Here is a 20,419-nt window from a genome sequence, read left to right as displayed (position 1 = left end):
GACATCAAAGAAATAATGGTCATGGGAGACTTGGAACAACCTAGGCCAACCTTTATTTTAGATCGAGGGATGTACAATGCACCTACGGAGCAAGTGGAGCCGGGGATTCCTGAAACAGTACTTCCTTATGACGAAAAATTACCTAAGAACCGACTGGGGCTTGCCAAATGGTTTTTCGATCCTAAAAACCCTTTGACGGCAAGGGTTTTTATCAATCGAATCTGGCAAATGCATTTTGGTAAAGGGCTGGTGGTCACTTCAGATGATTTTGGAAACCAAGGAAGCTTGCCTACACATCCTGAACTGCTGGATTGGCTGGCAGTACAATTTCGTGAATCCGGTTGGGACATTAAGAAAATGCATAAACTAATCGTAATGTCTGCTACTTACCGTCAATCTTCCAAATACAGTCCGGACTTACTAGAAAAGGATCCTGACAATTTGCTTCTGGCGAGAGGGCCGAGTTTTAGGATGACAGCAGAGATGGTACGTGACAATGCACTTGCCATTAGCGGTTTGCTCGTGCATAATACAAGTAGCGAAAGCGCTTACCCTTACCAGCCGGAGGGACTTTGGGATGAAATCAGTACCAAGTCCTGGAGATACAAATACTTACAAGAGCCCGGGGAAGGGCTATATAAAAGAAGTCTATATACCATTTGGAAAAGAACTTCAGGCCCACCTTCCATGATGATTTTTGATGTTGGTGACAGGGCAGAGTGTAAAGTTAGAAGGACAGAAACAAGCACGCCATTACAAGCTTTGGTCTTGTTAAATGATCCTCAATATGTAGAGGCAGCAAGGGTGGCTGCAGAAAAATTAATCAAAAAATACAAACCTCAAGAGCAACTTGCCAAGGCCTTCATCTTAAGTACAGGCAGGCAAGCGGATACTCAAGAGCTAGAAATAATTGAGCAGTTTTATCAAGAAGAAGAAGAAAGATTTTCTCAGAATATAGGGGATGCCATGGCTTACTTAAGCACAGGTAGTAAACCTGTGGATGAATCATTGGATCCTGTGAAGGTCGCTTCTTTGGCAACAGTCATTAATGGCATCATGAACACTACAGACGGGTATACAATTAGATAATGGCCATGAGAGATAGTAATAGCAATAAATTTGGAGAAACCAGGCGTGGCTTTTTGAAAAAAACTTCACTTGGATTTGGAGCAATGGCACTCTCCAGTCTCATTGGTAACCAATATGGCTTTGCAGACAGCCCTGACAGTTCAGGTCTTTACAAACCACAAGGGCTTAACACAGGCACCCATTTCCCTGCCAAGGCAAAACGGGTCATTTACCTTTTCCAATCAGGAGGTCCTTCTCAGATTGAAACATTTGACTACAAACCCTCGCTGGAAAAATGGCATGGAAAAGAAATTCCACCCTCCGTTCAGGGCACCCAACGTAACTCCGGTATGGTGGCGGATCAGTCCACTTTCCCATTGGTGAAATCAATCTATGATTTTAAACAATATGGACAATCAGGAGCTTGGGTAAGTGAAATTTTTCCCCACACCGCCAAAGTAGTTGATGAGCTTTGCATAGTCAAGTCCATGATCACAGAAGCCATCAACCATGAACCGGCCGTCATGTTTATGCAAACAGGCTCTCAATTGAGCGGTAGGCCTTCGATAGGTTCCTGGCTGAGTTATGGTCTGGGAAGCGACAATGAGAATTTACCCAATTTTGTGGTTTTGCTGTCTAAAAGCCCCGGATCCCAACCATTGAATTCCAATGCTTGGAGCAATGGTTTTTTGCCTTCCCACCACCAAGGTATTCAATTTCGCTCAGGCAAAGACCCGGTCTTGTATCTCAATAATCCACACGGAGTGCATGATCATGACAGGCGCCGTGCCCTCGACCATATTGGGAAACTCAATGAAAAACAATTTGATTTATGGCAGGATCCGGAAATTCAATCGAAGATCAGCCAATATGAAATGGCTTATAAAATGCAAAACTCTGTACCTGAAGCTGTTGACACCAGCGAGGAGCCGGACTATATTTACGAGCTATATGGAGAAGATGCCAGAATTCCCGGCACCTATGCCTCCAATTGTCTTCAGGCAAGAAAATTAGCCGAAAGGGATGTTAAGTTTATCCAGCTTTACCATATGGGCTGGGACCAGCATGGTAGTTTACCAAGCGGCATCAAACGACAAGCTTTAAGCACGGATCAAGCCACCGCCGGATTGATTCAAGACCTCAAACAAAGAGGTCTCCTTGAAGACACCTTGGTGGTTTGGGGAGGTGAGTTTGGTAGAACAAGCTTTTCACAAGGAAGGCTTACTGCCACTAATTATGGCAGAGACCATCACCCAGGATGCTTCACCATGTGGATGGCCGGGGCAGGAGTAAAAAAAGGAATGGTCTATGGAGAAACCGATGAATTCAGTTACAATGTAGCCAAAAACCCTGTGCATGTTCATGACTTTCAGGCCACTTTGCTTCACTTATTGGGTATAGACCATGAAAAATTAACCTTTAAACATCAAGGCAGAAGATTTAGGCTAACAGATGTCCACGGACATGTAGTCAATGAGCTCCTGGCATAAATAAAATTCATGCATTCACGAAGAAAATTCATTCAAAAATCCATCACCGGTGGAGCTGTGATTACTGCCGGCCTACCCCTCTTCAATATCAATTCCAATGCAGCGCAGCTTCAAAAAGACTTGCTGGGTCATGGTGATTTCCAATACCGCGTAGAAAAAATTGGAGCAAAGCAGAGAGAAGCAAGCATCCGGTCAATAACTGCCACGAGATGGTCTTGGATAAAACCAACAGGCTGATATTGTTAACGGACCATCCGAAAAACAATGTCCTGATTTATGATACTTCAGGAAAAATATTGGACTCTTGGACCTTAGGTTTTTCAGGTGCCCATGGGTTGTCTATTTCAGCTGAAAGTGGAGAAGAATTTCTGTTCATCACAGATACCGGTTTAGGGAAGGTAGTAAAATGCACCATGGATGGTAAAATCCTGATGGAACTGGACCATCCAGGTAAAATTGGAGCTTATAATGAGCAAGCTTTTTACCGACCCACCGAAACAGCCATAGGGCCAAATGGGGATATTTATGTGGCCGATGGTTATGGTTCTCAGTTTATATTACAATATGACCAAGCAGGTCAATTTATTCGCAAATTTGGCGGAGACAGTTTTCTCCAACCCAACAAATTTAAACAGGCACATGGCGTAGCCATTGATTACCGAGACCCTGCCAATCCGACGCTACTTTGCTCTGCAAGGATCAAAAATACTTTTAAACGATTTACTTTAGATGGGGAATACTTGGAAGACATTTACTTACCCGGTGCATTTATAAGCAGACCTGTTTTGGATGAGCAAAATCTCTATTCCGGCGTTTGTTTTGGGATGGAAGATGGAAATTATAACATGCACCTAAACAAAGGTTTTGTTACCATTTTGGACGAAAACAACAAAGTTATCTCTAATCCGGGAGGAACTAGACCCACCTATAATAATGGAAAACTGGATCTAATGCTACAAGAGGAAGCAGTGTTTAAGCATTGCCACGATGTATGCCTGGATAGGGACAAAAACCTTTATGTTTGTCAATGGAATGCGGATGGTGTTTACCCCTATAAATTACACCGAGTATAGTAATGTGATTATTTTTTTATGGTCCTTTTCACAATTGTTGCAGGAAATTTGATTTATCTGCGCTACATTTGAGGTCAATAAGTTCTTTTATTATTTCTTTATCAACCGAAATAGGTTTTACTTAACGTGAATTAATAGGGAATCGTGTGAGAATCACGAACTGTCGCGCAACTGTAAGTAACCCCAAAGGTTTTTACCCATAGCAAATCCACTGTTCTAATTTTTAGAATGGGAAGGAAGGTAAAAATGTTACAAGTCAGGAGACCTGCCTATTTCGAATTGACAACGCTTTCGCGATCTAAAGTTTGGTGTCAGGTTAGATATTATCAGCTAAAACAATTGTTTTCCATGGGATAATTGTGCCAAATTTGATCAATATCTACCTCCAACTCCTCTTTCATTTCTTCAAAGCGTTTGAAATAAAGCAAAGGGCTTTTAACTCATTTTATACATTAAAAAGTTAAAAGAACATGCAAACGCACATTCTAGGCTATCCGCGAATTGGTAGCAAACGTGAACTCAAAAAAGCCTGCGAGCAGTATTGGTCAGGCAAAATTTCCGGCACAACATTAGAAGAAGCCGGAAAACAAATCCGTTTTCAAAATTGGAAAACGCAGCAAGAGCAGGGAATAGACCTTATCCCTGTCAATGATTTCTCATTTTATGATCAGGTGCTGGACATGTCCCTAACTGTAGGAGCCATTCCTGAAAGGTATGCAGCCCTAGTGGAAAAGAAGTTTTCCTCTCTGGACCTCTATTTTGCCATGGCCAGAGGTTATCAAAAAGAGGGGCTAGACATTACTGCTATGGAAATGACCAAATGGTTTGATACCAATTACCATTATTTGGTACCGGAATTCACAGCAGACCAAAGCTTCAGTTATCATTCTTCAAAAGTGGTAGAAGAATTTAAGGAGGCGATAGAACTAGGAATCAAAGCCAAGCCGGTCCTAATAGGTCCTGTGACCTACCTTTGGCTAGGAAAAGAGAAGACCGATGGCTTTGAAAAAATTGACCTTATTCACAACCTCCTACCGGTATATTTGGAAATCCTTAAAGAACTGGTAGAAAATGGTGCAGATTGGGTGCAATTTGATGAACCAATATTAGGCTTGGACCTTAGTGAAAAGGAAAAAGACGCTTTCCTTATGGTCTATAAAACCATCAGAAAAACATTCCCCAAGCTAAAGACTTTACTGGCGACCTATTTTGAAGGATTAAATGACAATACAGGTTTGGCATTGTCTCTTCCCGTATGTGCCCTGCATTTGGATTTGGTCAGAAACCCCGAACAATTGGAAGAATTAGTACCCCAAATCCCGGAGAATTTAAGCCTTTCTTTAGGTTTGGTAGACGGTCGGAACATTTGGAAAAATGACTTAGAACAATCGCTGAGAATCCTAAACAACGCCATTAGTATCCTAGGTCGAGACAAAATAATGATTGCTCCCTCGTGCTCCCTATTGCATGTACCATATGATTTGGAACTGGAAAATAAAGAAGACATCTTATTTCCGGAAATTAAAAGATGGATGGCATTTGCCAAACAAAAACTAAAGGAAGTTACCTTATTGCAAGAACTATCTTTACCTAATCCCGGAAAAAATCAACTCTTGGAATTTGAGGCCAATAGGAATGCGATGGCTAACCGTAAAAACTCAGACTTAATCCATAATAAAGCCGTAAAACTAAAGGTTGAATCCATTGCTCCTGCCGATGATAAAAGGAAGAGTGAATATGCATCCAGAAGCATTCTCCAAAAGAATTTCCTTAAACTCCCCTATTACCCACCACCACCATTGGCTCTTTTCCCCAAACAGGGGAAGTTAGGAAGTGGAGGTCTCAATACAAGAATGGTTTTATAGACAAGAAAACCTATCAAGGTTTACTGAAAGAAGCCACAGAAACGGTTATAAGAAAACAGGAAGAAATAGGCTTAGATGTATTGGTGCATGGAGAATTCGAAAGGAATGACATGGTGGAATATTTTGGTGAACAACTGGCCGGTTTTACCTTCAGTCAGTATGGCTGGGTCCAAAGTTATGGCAGTCGCTGCGTAAAACCACCGATCATTTATGGAGACATTTCGAGACCTAAACCGATGACAGTTTTTTGGTCTACCTATGCTCAATCTTTAACTAAAAGACGAGTAAAAGGCATGTTAACCGGGCCGGTAACCATCCTTCAATGGTCTTTTGTACGAAATGATCAAGATCGGGCAACAACATGTAAACAGATCGCCTTGGCCATTAGGGAGGAAGTAATAGACCTTGAAAAAGCAGGAATCAACATCATACAAATTGATGAACCTGCCATAAGGGAAGGACTTCCTTTAAGGAAATCAGCATGGGAAAGCTACCTAAAATGGGCTGTTCAATCCTTTAGACTTTCCTCCTCGGGTGTGAGTGATGCCACACAAATCCACACGCATATGTGTTATTCAGAATTCAATGACATCATGCCAAGCATTGCAGCCATGGATGCGGATGTGATTACCATCGAATGTTCTCGATCTCAAATGGAATTATTGGATGCATTTGCAGATTTTAAATACCCTAATGAAATAGGACCCGGCGTCTATGACATTCATGCGCCTAGAGTTCCTAGTAAAAAGGAGATGGTACAACTGATAAAAAAAGCGCAAGATGTAGTCCCTACAGCCCAACTCTGGGTGAATCCCGATTGTGGGCTTAAAACCAGAAAGTGGGAGGAAACTGAAAAAGCGCTAAAACTTATGGTAGAAGCTGCGCAGGAATTAAGAGAAACAGAACAAATTTCAATGGATTAATAGTAAACAAATTTATTCCCGGGTTAGGTAATTCATTTCACCTAATCCGGGTTAATTTTACTGATTTTGAGGAGAACTCAATTGCTGGTGAAGCAATTCATCTTCCATCATTCTACGGTCTATTTCCTCAGCGTAGGTCCTTCCCGGCTTAAAACCATACTGAGTATAGGCTTTTGCTGCCCATTCCTTGGCCAAAAACAAATCTCCAAGAACCTCTTGTCCCAAAGCAATATTATAGCACAGCTTGCCATAGGTTTTTTCGTCAGCAGGAAACGATAAACCTTCTTCCCAACTTTGGATGGCATTTCCCCATTTATCTACCTCTGCATAGCGTGCACCTGTTTCTAAATAGGTATTTTTCTTTGATTTGGCATAGAAAGTACGGTTTATATCGAGGTACATTGGAGCAATTCTCCGGACATAGGCTGCACCTGCCATCTGCCCAACATACCTGGTAGCCTGGGCTTTTTCTATAAGCAAGGCCATTGCTTGGGTCTTAGTCTCAGCCTCGGCAGACCAAAGGTTATTTTTCACCAGATCATCCTGATCCAAAATTGATCCGCTCTCAGGATCATACAACCTGAATCCTACCCGAACAGTAGCAACTCCTTCCACCAAAACCCCGGGTACTTCGATGGTTCGAGCATCTTCACCTTTGCCTATCTCCTTCTTAATAGTAATCTTCTTATCTGTTAGGACAAAATCCGAACTGAACTTTTCCAAGGTCAATACAGCATCTGCCTGGTAACGCATACAAAGAGCCCGCACCATTTCTCGATTCAATGGATTGGGAAATGTTTGCGAAAATAAACCGCCTGTCAACCGCTCATTGGCCCTTACAATTTTATACCGTGGGGAGGTACTCAGCTCTTGTTGCACAGAAGCCAAGGTTCCATCTATAGCATTCTTCACTTCAAAAGGCAACTCCCCTGTAAGAATTCCTTCGATAATGGCTACCCCTTGGCTTTCAGGTTTGGTCCTGTCTACAATTAATAATCGTTGTATATGGTTTGGAACGTTAATTTCTGCAGGCATCAACCTGGTCAATGATACATTTTTAGTACAAGATCCCAGTACTAGGAGCGCAATAATAAATAAGCTATTAAGGGATTTTAAATTCAGTAATTTCATAATGCAAGAGCGGTTATTTTGCAATTTAAGGCGAATAAGCAAATCTAATGCCCAACCTTAAGCAGAAAAAGGACTTTTCTTTCGAAAAGTCCTTTTTCCTATAAAATTGAATTCATTATTTACCAAGGCTTGCCGGTACCTTGAATAACCCAAGGTTTTGACCAAGCACTATTGGCACCGTCTACTTCCGAGTAATTGGTCGTTTCTAGGCGACTTGAGGCTAGTTCAGCATTCTCTTTGTTAAGATTCATCTCATCGGTCATATAATAGAACCGAACCGGAATAATCGACCTTATCGTATAAGGCCCGGCCTCCAACTCCGGATAGCCTGTTCTTCGGTAATCAAACCAGGCTTCTGCAGCTGCAGTCCAAGAAGCAATCCATTTTTGCTCTATTATTTGCTTAACTGTACCATCAAACATTACATTTTCCTGTTGAAGATAGGCTGCCACTTGATCTGACAATCCCCAAGTTACAAAAGAGGACTGGATTGCTTTATTGTAATAATCTTCTGCAGTTCCACCCACAGCCCAGCCTTTCAATGCTGCTTCAGCCAAAATGAAATTAACTTCAGTGGCAGAAATCAATCTGGCTTTTAATAATGGCCCATTTGCCTCTCTGTATCTGTCATTTAACCAAGAAACATGAGGGTTAAATGCAGCCTGATTGGCATCGGGACTTAGGTTATAAACCTGTGCCCCTGCGATCCCCGGGGGAATTCCTACATAATCCTGGTTTTGACTAATGTCTTCTATGTCAACATTCCTGGCCTCCAATACGTCGGGAGAAAGGTATCTTTTTCCATCTTGTATTACATCTGTTCCTGCAGGTAAACTGGCATCCACCACCAAAGGTATTTCCACGGGATTGGCCCATACCCCAAGTCTTGGGTCATTTATTCCTCTCATGGCCTCTACCAATGTTTCGCACATTTTTAATCGCCGGTAGTTACTTGCGTCCACATCAAACTTGGTATTATTTGGCCAGCTACTTGCCGAACTCTCTGTATTAAAAGCCATGGCCGCATCATCTCCCGGGTCGGTAATGATAGGATTGGTACCGGGATCGGCTAAAATTCCTTCTATACCTTGTTTGGCAAAATCAGGCAGCTTTTCTGACAACCTCATATAAAATCTAAGCCTAAGTGAATTGGCCATTTTTTGCCATTGAGTAGGATCTCCATTAAAGTAAACGTCTGCACTTTCAATAGAGCTATTATAGGCTGATTGAGGTTTGGATAGCAATTGATTTGCCATTTCCAATTCATCAAGAATGCCTCGATAAATAGCTTCCTGTGTATCAAATTCAGGGAATGTTCCCTCAGGGGTTCCTTCAGCACCTTTGAGTGCTTGGGAATAAGGAGCATCCCCCATAGATCTGTAATCAAACCGAACATCATTCCGCGAATCACCAAAGTAACTCCCTGATGCAGTTCTTGATCCAATTCTATCGCCCTTTCGTATACAAATTGATTGTTCCTAAGAATAGCATAATAACCTGACCAACTGTTGCTTCGATTCCAGTCGTAAGAATTATGAGAACCGGACCAGCCATCCTTTTGGGTATGTTGCATCACTCCTGCGATGTCTTGGTACCCAAGATTCAGTACAGTTTTACCTGCTTCAGTCAATACCGTTGATAGTACAAGGTTGGGGTTAGCCGATTCAGGACTTGCACCATTTGGATCAATATTCATCTCTATGAGATCTTCTTTACAAGAAAACGTACATAGCAATAAAAGCGCCCAACCGAATATTAATTTATTTTTAATAATCATAGTAATTTCATTTATCAGTTGAAAACTAACAATTAAAAAGTAGCATTTATTTTAAACCCAATTGGCATCACCCAAGGCATCACATTCCATCTTTCTATCCCTTGCTTGAATTGGGTACCTGCTTGTACGCTTGATGAAGGCTGAAAAGCCATCTCCGGATCTATATTTATTTTCGCCGCTGTCCAGAGAATAATATTTCGGCTGTAAACAGAGAAACTAAGGTTCTGCATTTTCAGTGAATTGGCAAAGGTTTGAGGCACATCATACCCAAAAGAAACCTCTCTCAATTTCACAAAGGAAGCATCATACAAGAATGCCCTAGCAAAACTCCAGGCTGTACTACCTGCATAAGGCAAAGTTAAAGTTCCTCCGGGCTCCCCAATATTTTCACCCAGATTTTCTGCATAAGCCGTTGGATTCCCATTGTCATCAAACTCTGTGGCATACACCCCAGGGATGAACACACCCCCATGTGGCAAAGTAAATGGCCCAAAGGTGAATGGATAACTTCCATATTCAGGAGTAGGTCCACCTACCAATGGGAAATTGTTACCATTGATCAAAATCATAGATTCTTGATTGTCTACAAGATAATTCTTCAGTGCTTCTCCTTCCAATTCTCCCGGATTGATCAACTTGTCCAAGAATACTGAAGACCTGCCATGCTCCTCTCCAAAACGGTAAGTTTGAGACACAAAATCACCACCATTTCTCCAATCAAAGGTCAAATTCAAGTGAAAATTTTTGTAAGACAAGGAGGTTTGCATGCCCAAAACAAAATCCGGATTGAAATTTCCAATCTTATTTCTTGAACTTACAGCATCTATGCTTTGCCATTTTCCGGTTTGATCCAAAATCGGATAACCAAAATAGGGTGATTCAGGATCTTTTACAGTCACTACTTCGGCATCATAAATATCCCCAATCTCTTCACCTACATAAGTCCATGAACCGCCTCGGGCATCTTCCCATAGGGTGTAATAGGGCATATTGTCTGCCAGTTCAATAATCTTGGTCCTGTTTCGGGTAAGGTTAAGATTCACTGACCAGTTCCAATTGTTATTTCGGATGATATCTGATCCAAGTGTCAACTCCACTCCTTCACTTTGCAACAAACCGGCATTAATGCTCTTTGAGGTATATCCTGTGGATGGCGGTAATTCAATAGGTAGAATTTGATTTTCATTCTGTACCTTATAGTAAGTACCGCTAAACCTTAACCGATCATTAAAAAATGCAAGTCAAGCCCTCCCTCATAAGATGTGGCAATCTCAGGTTTTAAGGTAGGGTTCAGTAAGCCACTTCGCAAAGAAAGCCTAGGTATATCGCCCCAAGCGCCTGCATTATACAAAGTTGCTAGGAGTTGGTAAGGATTGGCATCATTCCCTACAGAAGCATAGCCACCTCTCAACTTCACCAAACTGAAAGGCTCAGGTAATTCCAGAATTTCACTAACCAATACACTTAAAGCAGCAGAGGGGTAGAAATATGGGTCTGCATCCGGCAAAGTGCTGGACCAGTCATTTCTAGCTGTAAGATCTAGATAAAGCATGTCCTTATAGGAAAAGTTTGCCAAGCCATAGATACTATGGATTCCTCTTTCAAAGCTACTATTGCCGTATTCAATATTGGCGGGAGCTATATTGCTTATTGTATACACACCTGGCGTAATCAAACCTACACCGGACTTGGTTCCTGCATATAAGTTACTACCATTTTGGTACCTAATGTTTCCACCACCCGAAAGGGTAATACCAAAATCATTTATATCCTTATTATAGGTAAGCAAGAAATCTGCGTTGGTCTCCAAGCCATGAAGCTCTGTGATACCATAGGCACCATCCGGTTCCTGACTGTAACTCCTGCCTATTTTACTTTCTCTGGTTTCATTGTACAAGTCCAGGGAATAGCGCGCAAAGAAATTAAAGGATGGAGAAATTTGCCAATCCGCTTTAACATTACCAAACACCCGGTCTCTTTTAAAACTATTGTTTACCTCATAGGCTAAGAAATAAGGATTGTCTGTAACCCGTACTTCTCCACCGGCATCCATCGTTTTTTGTTCCAAGCCTTCTTGTCCGGGAAGCCAGTAATCTTTTAAATCCAGAATATTTACATGTGGAGAAGTTTCGTATGCCCATTGCAAAGGGTTGGTTCCACGTTCTCCGGCAGGTCTGTTGTCTGAGCTATTGCGACTGACATCAACATTGGTACTGATATTAAATTTATCATTTACCTTAATGTTTGAATTAATATTCAAGGTATTTCTGAATAAGTCAGAATTGGGAATGATACCCTTATTCCGCATATTCGAATAGGATATCCTATAGTTCATCGCATCATTGCTATTGGCAATTGAAAAACTATTGGAAGAGGTAATTCCTGTTTGTACAAAGTTTTGAACATTGTTAGGGTAGGAAACCAAAGGCATCGCTATTGGATTACCATTTTCATCCAAAGGGCTGTTCCATTGCACTTGCTCGTAACCTTTGTCCAATTCTGCACCAAAGGCAGCATTTACGTTTTCTTGAACCAGGCTACCAAAAGGATTGGTCAATGGATTACCACTCACATCTACAGGTATCGCTGAATATTGTCCTGCTCCAAATTTACTGTGCCATTTAAGGTATTTATACGGCACATCAAAAACAGTATTGGTACTTACATTGATTGTTAATCGATCTACATTACCTCCTTTGGTGGTAATAAGTACCACTCCATTTCCTGCTCGGGATCCATAAAGGGCTGCAGCACTTGGTCCTTTCAGTATAGAAATGTCTGCAATATCATCAGGGTTAAGCCCCGAAATGGCATTACCATAATCAACCCTGTTTTCAGAGCCAACCGAAGAGACATTATTTAGTGTATTGGCAATCGGAACACCATCCACTACAAATAGCGGCTGGTTATCAGTACTCAATGAGGTTGCACCTCTAATAACCATACTTACGGAAGAGCCTGTACCCCCTGTCGTACTGATGGTAGCACCGGCCACTTTACCGGCCATGGCATTCAGGAAGCTTTCTTGGGCTACTCTGGTCATCTCCTCTCCTTCCACACGTTCGATGGAATAGCCTAAAGAGATTTCCTCCCTCTTAATTCCAAGAGCAGTAACTACCACTTCATTCATTTCCGAAGCGTCTTCTGAAAGCGAAACATTGATTACAGAACGGTTACCTACCACTTCATTTACAGGCTCAAATCCTATAAAGGAAAAGACCAATACCGCATTGTTGTCGGGCACAGTTATGGAATACTCTCCATTGACATCTGTGGCTGTGCCTGTTTGACCTCCCTGAAGCAATACATTTACTCCGGGGATACCTAAGCCATCTCCTGTTGAGGTGACCTTTCCTGTGACCTTTCTACTTTGGGCCATCACATCTGGAACCATGGATCCTATCAGGAAACATAGTATAATTAAATGATACCAGTTATTGAATTTTGTAAACCTCTTCACCATAAATTATTTTTATAGTTTATTCTTTTTTTTTAATTATACTACAATACTGGAAAACATACTACTTCAAACACAATATATATTGGCAAATAAACACCTAACCAAAAGGTCAGCCAACATACTCTATTTAATTAGGCATTTCTATTTTGTTATCTCAATGTTAAGTAATTATTTATTCTGAGACACCCATACTTTAAAGCAGTTTAACCAAATTTACTTTAATTTAAAAAATAACACGACTAAGATTAAGCTCACCTGCCAAAATAACCTCTTCAAATCCTTGTCAATAAATCGCTTAAGTAAAATAGAAAGCTAACAGGAGATGAGTAAGGTTGTAAACCTTATCAATTTGGAGAGCTTGAACAGTCCCTGTTTTCAGTTGCGCTGAAAAATGCACAAGAAAACAAGCGCCTAAATCTGAGAAAAACTTAACGCTAAATTAATTCAAAAAAATCAGTCAATTCGGGTTAGCCAAGTGGATACCCAATAGGAAAAAAATCTTATTTTTTAATCAGTTTATTTTTAAACCGACTTACCCAATTCAACTTTTTCGATAATCCACCCCTCGGGCTTATTCGGTAAATAACATTCAACCGGTAATTTCCGGTACCCAGATTAATCAGGTAATCATTAACCGGAACTAAATTAACTTGATTGTAAACATAGTTTACATTTACAGACCATTTATCCGAATTATATCCAGTAAAACCTCTTAAGAAATAATTAGGTCGGACGGACCAATTACTCTGGTTATGCCCATCTTCAAAATTTAAATATGTCCTGCCTAAAGCAAGACTTGTAGCAGCAGATAAAGTGATGAAAAAATGTTTTTTAAAAACCCAGGAATAAGCATAACCTAGGTTGGGACCAATTTCGAAATACTTAATTTGATCAAAATTTATTGCATTAGCTTCAGAAGGAAGTATTCCTTCGGCATTCCTTACCTGCCCTCCATACATTTCAACTCCGGCCAAAAATGAACCCGATGAAATCTTTTGCCATTCATTTTGAAGAAAAGCAGCTCTGTATGAAAACTTATCCCCATTGAATAAATATTGAACCGAGGCACCTAATTTTCTTAGTTTCATCCCCGGAAAAATTCTTAAATCATTCCTTATTTCAATGGAGCTTCCTCTTTCTAAATAATACCCATTATAGAATTGTCCGAAAAAATCAATCACCCAGTCCTTAGGATAAGCATGTGCCTGCAAATCTAAATACTTTGTCTCACCACGACTTTTATCAGGATTTAAGAAGCCAAAACCATAAGCTAAATTGAGAGTAAGTCCTTCAAATGTTGCTCCAACTCCCATATTTAAGGTAGAGTTTGGCCTATACCAATAATGGACATCCTCAATTCTTAGACCCAACCCGGTGTATTTTCTTGACATATAAGTGCGCACCACCAATTGATCCGGATAAGTCTGATAATACGCTATAGAATCTACAGTATCTTGAGCCAACACCGGCGGATGTAAGGTCAAGATCAACAAGATAAATGCTAAGCTATATTTCATAAAGACTATTCAATTACTCAGATTTAATGTAAAACAAGGCATTTAGAACCTGAAAATATGATCAATAGAGAAAGGGAGGTTAGGAAAAATTAATTCGAAATAACCTCCAATTATTTTCTAAAAAAAGAATAAGTATAAAAAGTTGCTTAATCACCCATCACAAAGATACAATAATTTAGGTCAATAAAGCAAAAATAAAATCTTAGTATACTTCGATATTTTAATGAAATAATTACAAAGTAAATATTTACACCCCAATGAAATACTTTAAAATCTTTATTATAATGGTTTTAATAAAGGATCCTGCAGAGATTTTACCAAAATATTACAATTCGAATTTTAGACATATTTATAGAAAAAATTGTTTTATTAAAACAAAAAAGAAGCCAAGCAGCTTAACAACTTGTTTATCCTTATTATCATAAATTTTTTATAGGGCTGATTATCATACACTCATCCTATCAGCTTTTTAATCTTCCAAATAATTTATTATAAAAATATTCATATTATTCACATTAGTACTTTATCATGAAAACCTTCTTTAAAGGTCGACTAACTAACCTAATCCTGTAATGTGTGAAAGGCTATGCGTTTAGATGATTCCTACTTTAAATGATTGTTCTAAAAGTATTCCCTGAGATGTAGCAATCCATCTATTCTTACCAAATGGGTAAAAATTTGATCAAATGAAAGATCAGTACTTTATCTACATTTGAAAATAGGTCTGAATAAAAGCCTTAAATCTTATCCTTTCCCAAAAACCATTTGCGGAAATAATAAAGAACTGGATTTTTGTATTTTAATTGCTTCCAGGGTCTGCTTGCATGGGGTCTATGCCAGACAGGAAGGTAGGGAAGGATAAAATTCTCAAACCCCAGCTCCACAGCTTTTTGGCTAATATGCGTATCGTACCAATCTTTACTGTTGTCCAGATCAGTGAAATCGTATTTCTCTAAAAAATTATTATTGATTAAGGTACAGCAAAAACTAAGACTGCGATTTGTTTTGGTTGGCTCCATGCTTTTTAGCTGCTTAAATTTAAGGTAGGGAAATTAACCTTTCCTGCTGCATCATGGGTAATTGCACCTACTAATCCAGCATTGGGATATTCTTGTGCAAATTGCAATAGTTGCGCTAAGGTGTCACGATTTACCTTAACATCTGACTCTACAATAATTAAAGGAACGCCCGCATTTAGGGCCTTTTTTTGAGCGACTTGAAGGACCGTCTTGTAATTTGGAGAAGGGTTTGATGTTATCTCTTCTAGGTTTACCAAGTTAAACCCTTTGGAACTGCTGGCATTTTCCAACGCCTTTTTGGTTTCGTCGGTGGAGTAATCATTAAAAACCCAATACTCATAATTCCCATTGGCTTCTGATATGGCTTGGATTGTCTCTAGTGTAGCTTCGAGCGCATCTTTTACGGGAGTGATTACTATTGCCTGCATCTTGGAAATTAAGAAAAATCCCCGGACCTGAATCCGGGGATTTATTAAAAATTATTTCAATTTTGCCAATACTTCTTTTATGCGCTTAAGCGCTTCTTTTAGTTCAGCTTCTGAAGCTGCATAAGATAACCTCACAGAGTTAGGCGCTCCAAATGCTGCTCCGGTAACCAAAGAAACGTTTGCCTCTTTCAACACATACAAGCAAAAATCGTCAGCCGTTTCAATTTTTTGATCTCCGGCAGATTTACCGAAAAAATCAGAAACATCAGGAAAGAAATAAAATGCTCCCTCAGGAACGTGCGTTTTGATTCCCGGAATGTCTCTCAACAATTCCAAAACCAAATCCCTTCTCTTGAGATAAGCTGCTGCCATTTCTTCTGTTGGTTTTTGATCACCAACAAGACCTGCTAGCGCAGCACGTTGCGCAATTCCTGTTCCTCCTGAAGTAAATTGACCTTGAATTTTTTCACAAGCCTTTGCTATAAATAGCGGTGCGCAAATATAGCCCACTCTCCACCCGGTCATCGCATATCCTTTAGAAAATCCATTGACAGTAATGGTTCGCTCGAACATGCCCGGGAAAGAAGCAATACTTGCGTGCGATCCGGTAAAGTTGATCAACTCATAGATCTCATCTGCAATAACCACTAAATTTTCTTTGCTTTTGATAACTTCAGCAATGGCTTCTAATTCTGATTTACTAAAAACAGAACCTGAAGGATTACATGGAGAAGAATAGATCACCGCCTTGGTCTTGTCCGTGATAGCTTCTTCCAACTGCTTGGCTGTAGCCTTAAAATTATTTTCAAGATTACCTTCAATAAGCACCGGAACACCTCCTGCCAATTTGATCACTTCTGAATAAGATACCCAATATGGAGAAAAAATGATTACCTCATCACCTTCATTGATTAGGCACATAAAAATGTTGGCAATCGAATGCTTCGCACCGGTAGAAACCACAACGTTTTCTGCCTTTGCTTCAGCTATATTATTTTGCTCTCTTAGCTTTTTAGCAATTGCCTCTCTAAGGTCCTGATAACCTGCTACAGGAGGATAGGAAAAATACTTGCCTTCATCAATGGCTGACTTGGCAGCTTCTTGTATGTGTTTAGGCGTTTTAAAATCAGGTTCACCCAAGCTCAGACCTATAATATCTATTCCTTGAGTCTTTAATTCCCTGGCTTTTTTGCCATAGCCAGCGTCGCTGACTCTTCCATATTGTTTATACGATCAGATAGGATGGAATTCATTTATATTTTATTTAAATTACGTTTGATAATCAGATTAATAGGAACTATAGACCAATAAATAAATACATAACGAGTGATGGCCCACCATCTCCTTTTTTAATTTTGCAAAAATAAGCATAATGACAACGATTCCTAAATCTTTGACTAGTTTTGAATGACTGAAGATTTGTTGTACCGCTTAGATCATAGTAGGATTTCACACTTTACTGTAATATCCGGCCTTTATTTTCGTTTTAAAATTGATATGAAAAAACTCATTTACTCATTTTCTGTGATGTTGTTTTTTAATGCTTCTGTAAGTATTGGGCAAGAAGAGACCTCTACTGTAGAGGTAGACTCATCGGGAGTAGAAGAAAATAGACTTCTGCCGACATCAACCCCTATCCTATTGTTTTCAGATGCAGAGGACGAGCTTAAAGAAGAAAAAAAGAAGAAGCGGAAAAAGAAGAAAAAAACTTTCATTTTGGTGAAAAAACCAGCAGAGCCCTGATCAAAAGTAGTTTCAGGGATCAAGTCACTTATCAATTTTTCAACTACACCACCAGAAACAAAACCCCTGATCCCTATATCAGAGATATTTTTTGGTATGACACCAAAAATAAAGCCATTAAAAATGGGGGATTCTTACCTTCAAAGGGGTACTTACTGCATGGTCCATACGAAAAGCGAATCGGAGAAAATGTGGTAGAAACAGGTATGTATATGTATGGTGCCAAACATGGGCGCTGGATGACTTTTGACAGCAAAAACATCCTATTGGACAAGAAACATTACTCAGAAGGCTGGCCAAAAGCATCCAGAGTAACTTACTACAATCGAGGTGCGCGGAAAATTGAAAAGTTAACTCCCATTGAATACGACTTAGAGGAAGGAAACTTTTTCCACTTTTATCCGGATGGTCAAATAGCAGTGGCAGGAGAATATAAATTTGGTGAACGGATCGGTATTTGGACGGAATATTGGCCCAGAGAAAATGATAAAACAGTAAAAAAACGAGAAATTCAATACCAGAATGAAGCCTTAAACAATAGCTTCCAGCCGTATATTAGAGCAGAGTGGGACAAGGAAGGAAACTTGATCTATAGCCACACTCAATAAAAAGCATCTTCAAAATGCTTGAAGGCAATGCCACCAGATTTGCTTTGATATACACCCACTATGTCAAATCGTATATCCTTTTTCCAATCTTCTTCGTATATGTAATTGTCTGCTGCCCTAATGATCAATTGACGTTTTCGATAATCCACAAATTCCTCAGCATATCCATAACCTGTACCACTGCGGTACTTTACCTCTACAAAAATAAGAATACCGCCTTTCTCCATAATAAGATCAATTTCTGCATGCTTATACCTGTAATTCGCAGTGATAAACTGATAGCCATTCGCCACTAACCAGTCCTTGGCCATTTGTTCGGCTTTGCTTCCTTGGTCATTGTGTTCAGCCATTGTATGATATTGACTATATTTGAAAAAAAACTATTGCAAAAGGTGAATCAATTTATAAATAAAAAAGTAATTTTCAGGGATTTAGGCACCAAAGATTACCAGGAAGCTTGGGATTATCAAGAAAAAAATTTGCCAAAACGGTAGCCACCAAAATTGAAAACAGAAAACTTGACCCTGAACAAGCACAAATCACTGACAATTACCTCTTGTTTGTGGAGCACCCTCACGTATATACATTAGGCAAAAGTGGTCGACCTGAAAACCTGCTTTTAAATGAAGCAGGATTGAAAAAGTTTCAAGCCAGTTATTATCCAATAAATCGTGGTGGTGACATTACCTACCATGGGCCCGGGCAACTGGTTGGCTACCCTATCTTGGACTTGGATAATTTCTTTACAGACATTCACAAATACCTCAGGTACCTAGAAGAAGCAGTAATAGCCACACTGGAAGATTATGGAATTGAAGCTGGTAGAATTGAAGGATTAACCGGTGTTTGGCTGGATCATATACATCAGAAAAACCCGCGAAAAATCTGCGCTCTAGGTGTAAAATCCAGCAGATGGGTGACCATGCATGGGTTTGCATTCAATGTCAATCCTGATCTTAGTTATTTTAATCATATTATTCCTTGTGGAATCAGTGACAAAGCAGTCACCTCTATGGAAATGGAACTAGGAAAAAAATATCCATTGCTGAAGTTAAAGAAAGGGTCAAGTTTCATATCGGTCGATTATTTGGCATGGAAATTTTAGAAAGTGAAGGATTAAAATGAAAAAAGACATAAAATTTCACCCTGTAACGGGTGTGAAAATGGCCATTGTGAAAGAGGAGAATAAAGAAGGGGAAAGCTGGGCAGTTTACCTGATCAACAATAACCTCATAGAACTGGAAACTTTAATGATTACTGCAAAAGGATATGGAACAGTATCCGGAGAGCCTAAGAAAACCTCTGTCCTGAGACACGTGATTGCGAAGTTAGAAGCCACAAGTTTTGTAAGAATAGAAGCAATTGATCCTGCTTTGTTTGTATTGAATAATGAATTTTGGGTAAGTTATTATATTCTGGACCAAATATTTGACAAAAAGTTTATATTTGTAGCAGGCAGTGTGCAGGGGAAACACATGACTTACATTCCGGAACTGGACATGCATGGGATATTACACACCTAAAGCTTATGGCTGATTTTTTCGAACATTTAAATGAAATCCTTTTTCTGGACATTGAAACAATCTCCGGAGCTAAAAATCTTGAGGACTTACCGGAAAGGTGGCAGGAAGAATGGAAAAAAAGGCCCTTCAATTACAAAAATCGGACGAGAGGGATGCAGGAGAACTCTACTTTGAGAAGGCAGGAATTTACGCTGAATTTGGAAAGATCATTTGCATTGGTGTAGGATATTTTACATACAAAAGGGAAGAAGATCAGCTTATTTATAGAACCAAATCCTATGCGGCATCAACAGAGCATGAAACTTTATTGGAATTTAGGACATTATTAGAGAAGAAGCCCTGGAGCATTTGTGCGCACAATGGCAAGGAATTTGATATCCCCTATATCTGTAGAAGAATGTTGGTTAATAAAATCCCCCTTCCGGAAGTGCTACAGATCTCGGGTAGGAAACCATGGGAAATCAAACATTTAGACACCCTTGAGCTGTGGAAGTTTGGAGATTATAAACATTATACCAGACTGGATTTGCTAGCAACTATTTTTGATATACCAAGTTCTAAGGAAGGGATCGATGGAAGTATGGTCAACACCGTTTATTACAAAGAGGATGATTTAGACAATATCCGTAAATATTGTCTTAGGGATGTAGAGGTAACTGCGAGAATATACCTTGCTTACCAAGGTTTGCCGGGAGACCTTTCCTTTGAAATTATTAATCTCGATTCACCTGCCGTTTAAACATTACAATAATATTACCAATAAAGGAAGGCCCATTAAATAGAATAAATATCCT

General features: G+C 39.7%; 15 protein-coding genes, 4 pseudogenes and 1 riboswitch. Of the genes and pseudogenes, 10 read left to right on the top strand and 9 right to left on the bottom strand.

Annotated features, from left to right (window positions below):
• Positions 1–21: 21 nt before the first annotated feature.
• The 5 genes and pseudogenes from WG932_RS23305 (at position 22) to metE (ending at position 6,419) form a co-directional block, all read left to right on the top strand.
• Complete coding sequence (locus tag WG932_RS23305; protein ID WP_483085567.1) at positions 22–1,089, top strand: DUF1553 domain-containing protein; 1,068 nt, start codon at positions 22–24, stop codon at positions 1,087–1,089.
• On the top strand, positions 1,089–2,558 hold the full coding sequence (locus tag WG932_RS23300; protein WP_014020205.1) for a DUF1501 domain-containing protein: 1,470 nt from the start codon (positions 1,089–1,091) through the stop codon (positions 2,556–2,558). Before WG932_RS23305 ends, WG932_RS23300 begins: the two co-directional genes overlap by 1 nt.
• 9 nt (positions 2,559–2,567) lie before the next feature.
• Positions 2,568–2,795, top strand: a complete 228-nt coding sequence (locus WG932_RS23295; RefSeq protein ID WP_483085566.1) for a hypothetical protein — start codon at positions 2,568–2,570, stop codon at positions 2,793–2,795.
• Positions 2,768–3,631: an NHL repeat-containing protein gene (locus WG932_RS23290; RefSeq protein WP_483085565.1), complete on the top strand. Its 864-nt coding sequence runs from the start codon at positions 2,768–2,770 to the stop codon at positions 3,629–3,631. Before WG932_RS23295 ends, WG932_RS23290 begins: the two co-directional genes overlap by 28 nt.
• A 95-nt stretch (positions 3,632–3,726) precedes the next feature.
• Positions 3,727–3,918: riboswitch (cobalamin riboswitch) on the top strand.
• Positions 3,919–4,101: 183 nt separating this feature from the next.
• Positions 4,102–6,419: pseudogene (gene metE / locus WG932_RS23285) on the top strand (5-methyltetrahydropteroyltriglutamate--homocysteine S-methyltransferase).
• 57 nt (positions 6,420–6,476) lie between these two features.
• On the opposite strand, the gene WG932_RS23280 reads toward metE, so the two are convergent.
• From WG932_RS23280 to WG932_RS23245, 8 genes and pseudogenes are all read right to left on the bottom strand, one after another.
• Entirely contained in the window at positions 6,477–7,466 is a 990-nt protein-coding gene (locus WG932_RS23280) for a DUF6340 family protein (protein ID WP_483085564.1), read from the bottom strand.
• Between the two features lie 203 nt (positions 7,467–7,669).
• Positions 7,670–8,923, bottom strand: coding sequence for a SusD/RagB family nutrient-binding outer membrane lipoprotein (locus WG932_RS23275; RefSeq protein ID WP_483085563.1), 1,254 nt, complete (start codon positions 8,921–8,923; stop codon positions 7,670–7,672).
• Positions 8,924–9,359: 436 nt separating this feature from the next.
• Positions 9,360–10,439, bottom strand: coding sequence for a hypothetical protein (locus tag WG932_RS23270; protein ID WP_483085562.1), 1,080 nt, complete (start codon positions 10,437–10,439; stop codon positions 9,360–9,362).
• Positions 10,440–10,543: 104 nt separating this feature from the next.
• Positions 10,544–12,790 (bottom strand): SusC/RagA family TonB-linked outer membrane protein, encoded by a 2,247-nt coding sequence (locus tag WG932_RS23265; protein WP_483085561.1) that lies wholly within the window; start codon positions 12,788–12,790, stop codon positions 10,544–10,546.
• Positions 12,791–13,287: 497 nt separating this feature from the next.
• Entirely contained in the window at positions 13,288–14,304 is a 1,017-nt protein-coding gene (locus tag WG932_RS23260; RefSeq protein WP_483085560.1) for a DUF4421 domain-containing protein, read from the bottom strand.
• A 737-nt stretch (positions 14,305–15,041) separates the two neighbouring features.
• Positions 15,042–15,323 (bottom strand): hypothetical protein, encoded by a 282-nt coding sequence (locus WG932_RS23255; RefSeq protein WP_483085559.1) that lies wholly within the window; start codon positions 15,321–15,323, stop codon positions 15,042–15,044.
• A 5-nt stretch (positions 15,324–15,328) separates the two neighbouring features.
• A complete protein-coding gene (locus tag WG932_RS23250; protein ID WP_483085557.1) occupies positions 15,329–15,751 on the bottom strand; it encodes a glycosyltransferase family A protein in 423 nt (140 codons plus the stop codon).
• A gap of 51 nt (positions 15,752–15,802) precedes the next feature.
• A pseudogene (locus WG932_RS23245) lies at positions 15,803–17,004 on the bottom strand (pyridoxal phosphate-dependent aminotransferase).
• A 244-nt stretch (positions 17,005–17,248) separates the two neighbouring features.
• On the opposite strand from WG932_RS23245, the gene WG932_RS23240 reads away from it, so the two are divergent.
• Positions 17,249–17,494: a hypothetical protein gene (locus tag WG932_RS23240; RefSeq protein ID WP_483085556.1), complete on the top strand. Its 246-nt coding sequence runs from the start codon at positions 17,249–17,251 to the stop codon at positions 17,492–17,494.
• 191 nt (positions 17,495–17,685) lie between these two features.
• The gene (locus WG932_RS23235) at positions 17,686–18,102 is read left to right on the top strand and encodes a toxin-antitoxin system YwqK family antitoxin (RefSeq protein WP_483085555.1); all 417 of its coding nucleotides are present in this window, start codon (positions 17,686–17,688) and stop codon (positions 18,100–18,102) included.
• Here the strand turns inward: WG932_RS23235 and WG932_RS23230 are convergent.
• Positions 18,096–18,452: a YraN family protein gene (locus tag WG932_RS23230; protein WP_014020195.1), complete on the bottom strand. Its 357-nt coding sequence runs from the start codon at positions 18,450–18,452 to the stop codon at positions 18,096–18,098. The genes WG932_RS23235 and WG932_RS23230 overlap by 7 nt on opposite strands.
• A 42-nt stretch (positions 18,453–18,494) precedes the next feature.
• Here WG932_RS23230 and lipB point away from each other — a divergent pair.
• From lipB to WG932_RS23215, 3 genes and pseudogenes are all read left to right on the top strand, one after another.
• Positions 18,495–19,227: pseudogene (lipB, locus tag WG932_RS23225) on the top strand (lipoyl(octanoyl) transferase LipB).
• Positions 19,224–19,625 carry a hypothetical protein gene (locus WG932_RS23220; RefSeq protein ID WP_149393676.1) on the top strand — a complete coding sequence of 134 codons (402 nt, stop codon included), beginning with the start codon at positions 19,224–19,226 and terminating at the stop codon, positions 19,623–19,625. The pseudogene lipB and the gene WG932_RS23220 overlap by 4 nt, the downstream one beginning before the upstream one ends.
• Before the next feature lie 5 nt (positions 19,626–19,630).
• Positions 19,631–20,364 (top strand): annotated as a pseudogene (locus tag WG932_RS23215) (3'-5' exonuclease).
• Positions 20,365–20,419 lie beyond the last annotated feature (55 nt).

This window comes from Cyclobacterium sp. SOCE241, assembly GCF_056867545.1.
This window is presented reverse-complemented; position numbering and strand designations above follow the sequence as displayed.

Excerpts from the sequence above, each read along its gene's own strand:
- WG932_RS23305 (WP_483085567.1), top strand. The coding sequence starts at position 22 with ATGGGAGACTTGGAACAACCTAGGCCAACCTTTATTTTAGATCGAGGG.
- WG932_RS23300 (WP_014020205.1), top strand. The coding sequence starts at position 1,089 with ATGGCCATGAGAGATAGTAATAGCAATAAATTTGGAGAAACCAGGCGT.
- WG932_RS23295 (WP_483085566.1), top strand. The coding sequence starts at position 2,568 with ATGCATTCACGAAGAAAATTCATTCAAAAATCCATCACCGGTGGAGCT.
- WG932_RS23290 (WP_483085565.1), top strand. The coding sequence starts at position 2,768 with ATGGTCTTGGATAAAACCAACAGGCTGATATTGTTAACGGACCATCCG.
- WG932_RS23275 (WP_483085563.1), bottom strand. The coding sequence starts at position 8,923 with ATGGGGGATGCTCCTTATTCCCAAGCACTCAAAGGTGCTGAAGGAACC.
- WG932_RS23265 (WP_483085561.1), bottom strand. The coding sequence starts at position 12,790 with ATGGTGAAGAGGTTTACAAAATTCAATAACTGGTATCATTTAATTATA.
- WG932_RS23260 (WP_483085560.1), bottom strand. The coding sequence starts at position 14,304 with ATGAAATATAGCTTAGCATTTATCTTGTTGATCTTGACCTTACATCCG.
- WG932_RS23255 (WP_483085559.1), bottom strand. The coding sequence starts at position 15,323 with ATGGAGCCAACCAAAACAAATCGCAGTCTTAGTTTTTGCTGTACCTTA.
- WG932_RS23250 (WP_483085557.1), bottom strand. The coding sequence starts at position 15,751 with ATGCAGGCAATAGTAATCACTCCCGTAAAAGATGCGCTCGAAGCTACA.
- WG932_RS23240 (WP_483085556.1), top strand. The coding sequence starts at position 17,249 with ATGAAAAAACTCATTTACTCATTTTCTGTGATGTTGTTTTTTAATGCT.
- WG932_RS23230 (WP_014020195.1), bottom strand. The coding sequence starts at position 18,452 with ATGGCTGAACACAATGACCAAGGAAGCAAAGCCGAACAAATGGCCAAG.
- WG932_RS23220 (WP_149393676.1), top strand. The coding sequence starts at position 19,224 with ATGAAAAAAGACATAAAATTTCACCCTGTAACGGGTGTGAAAATGGCC.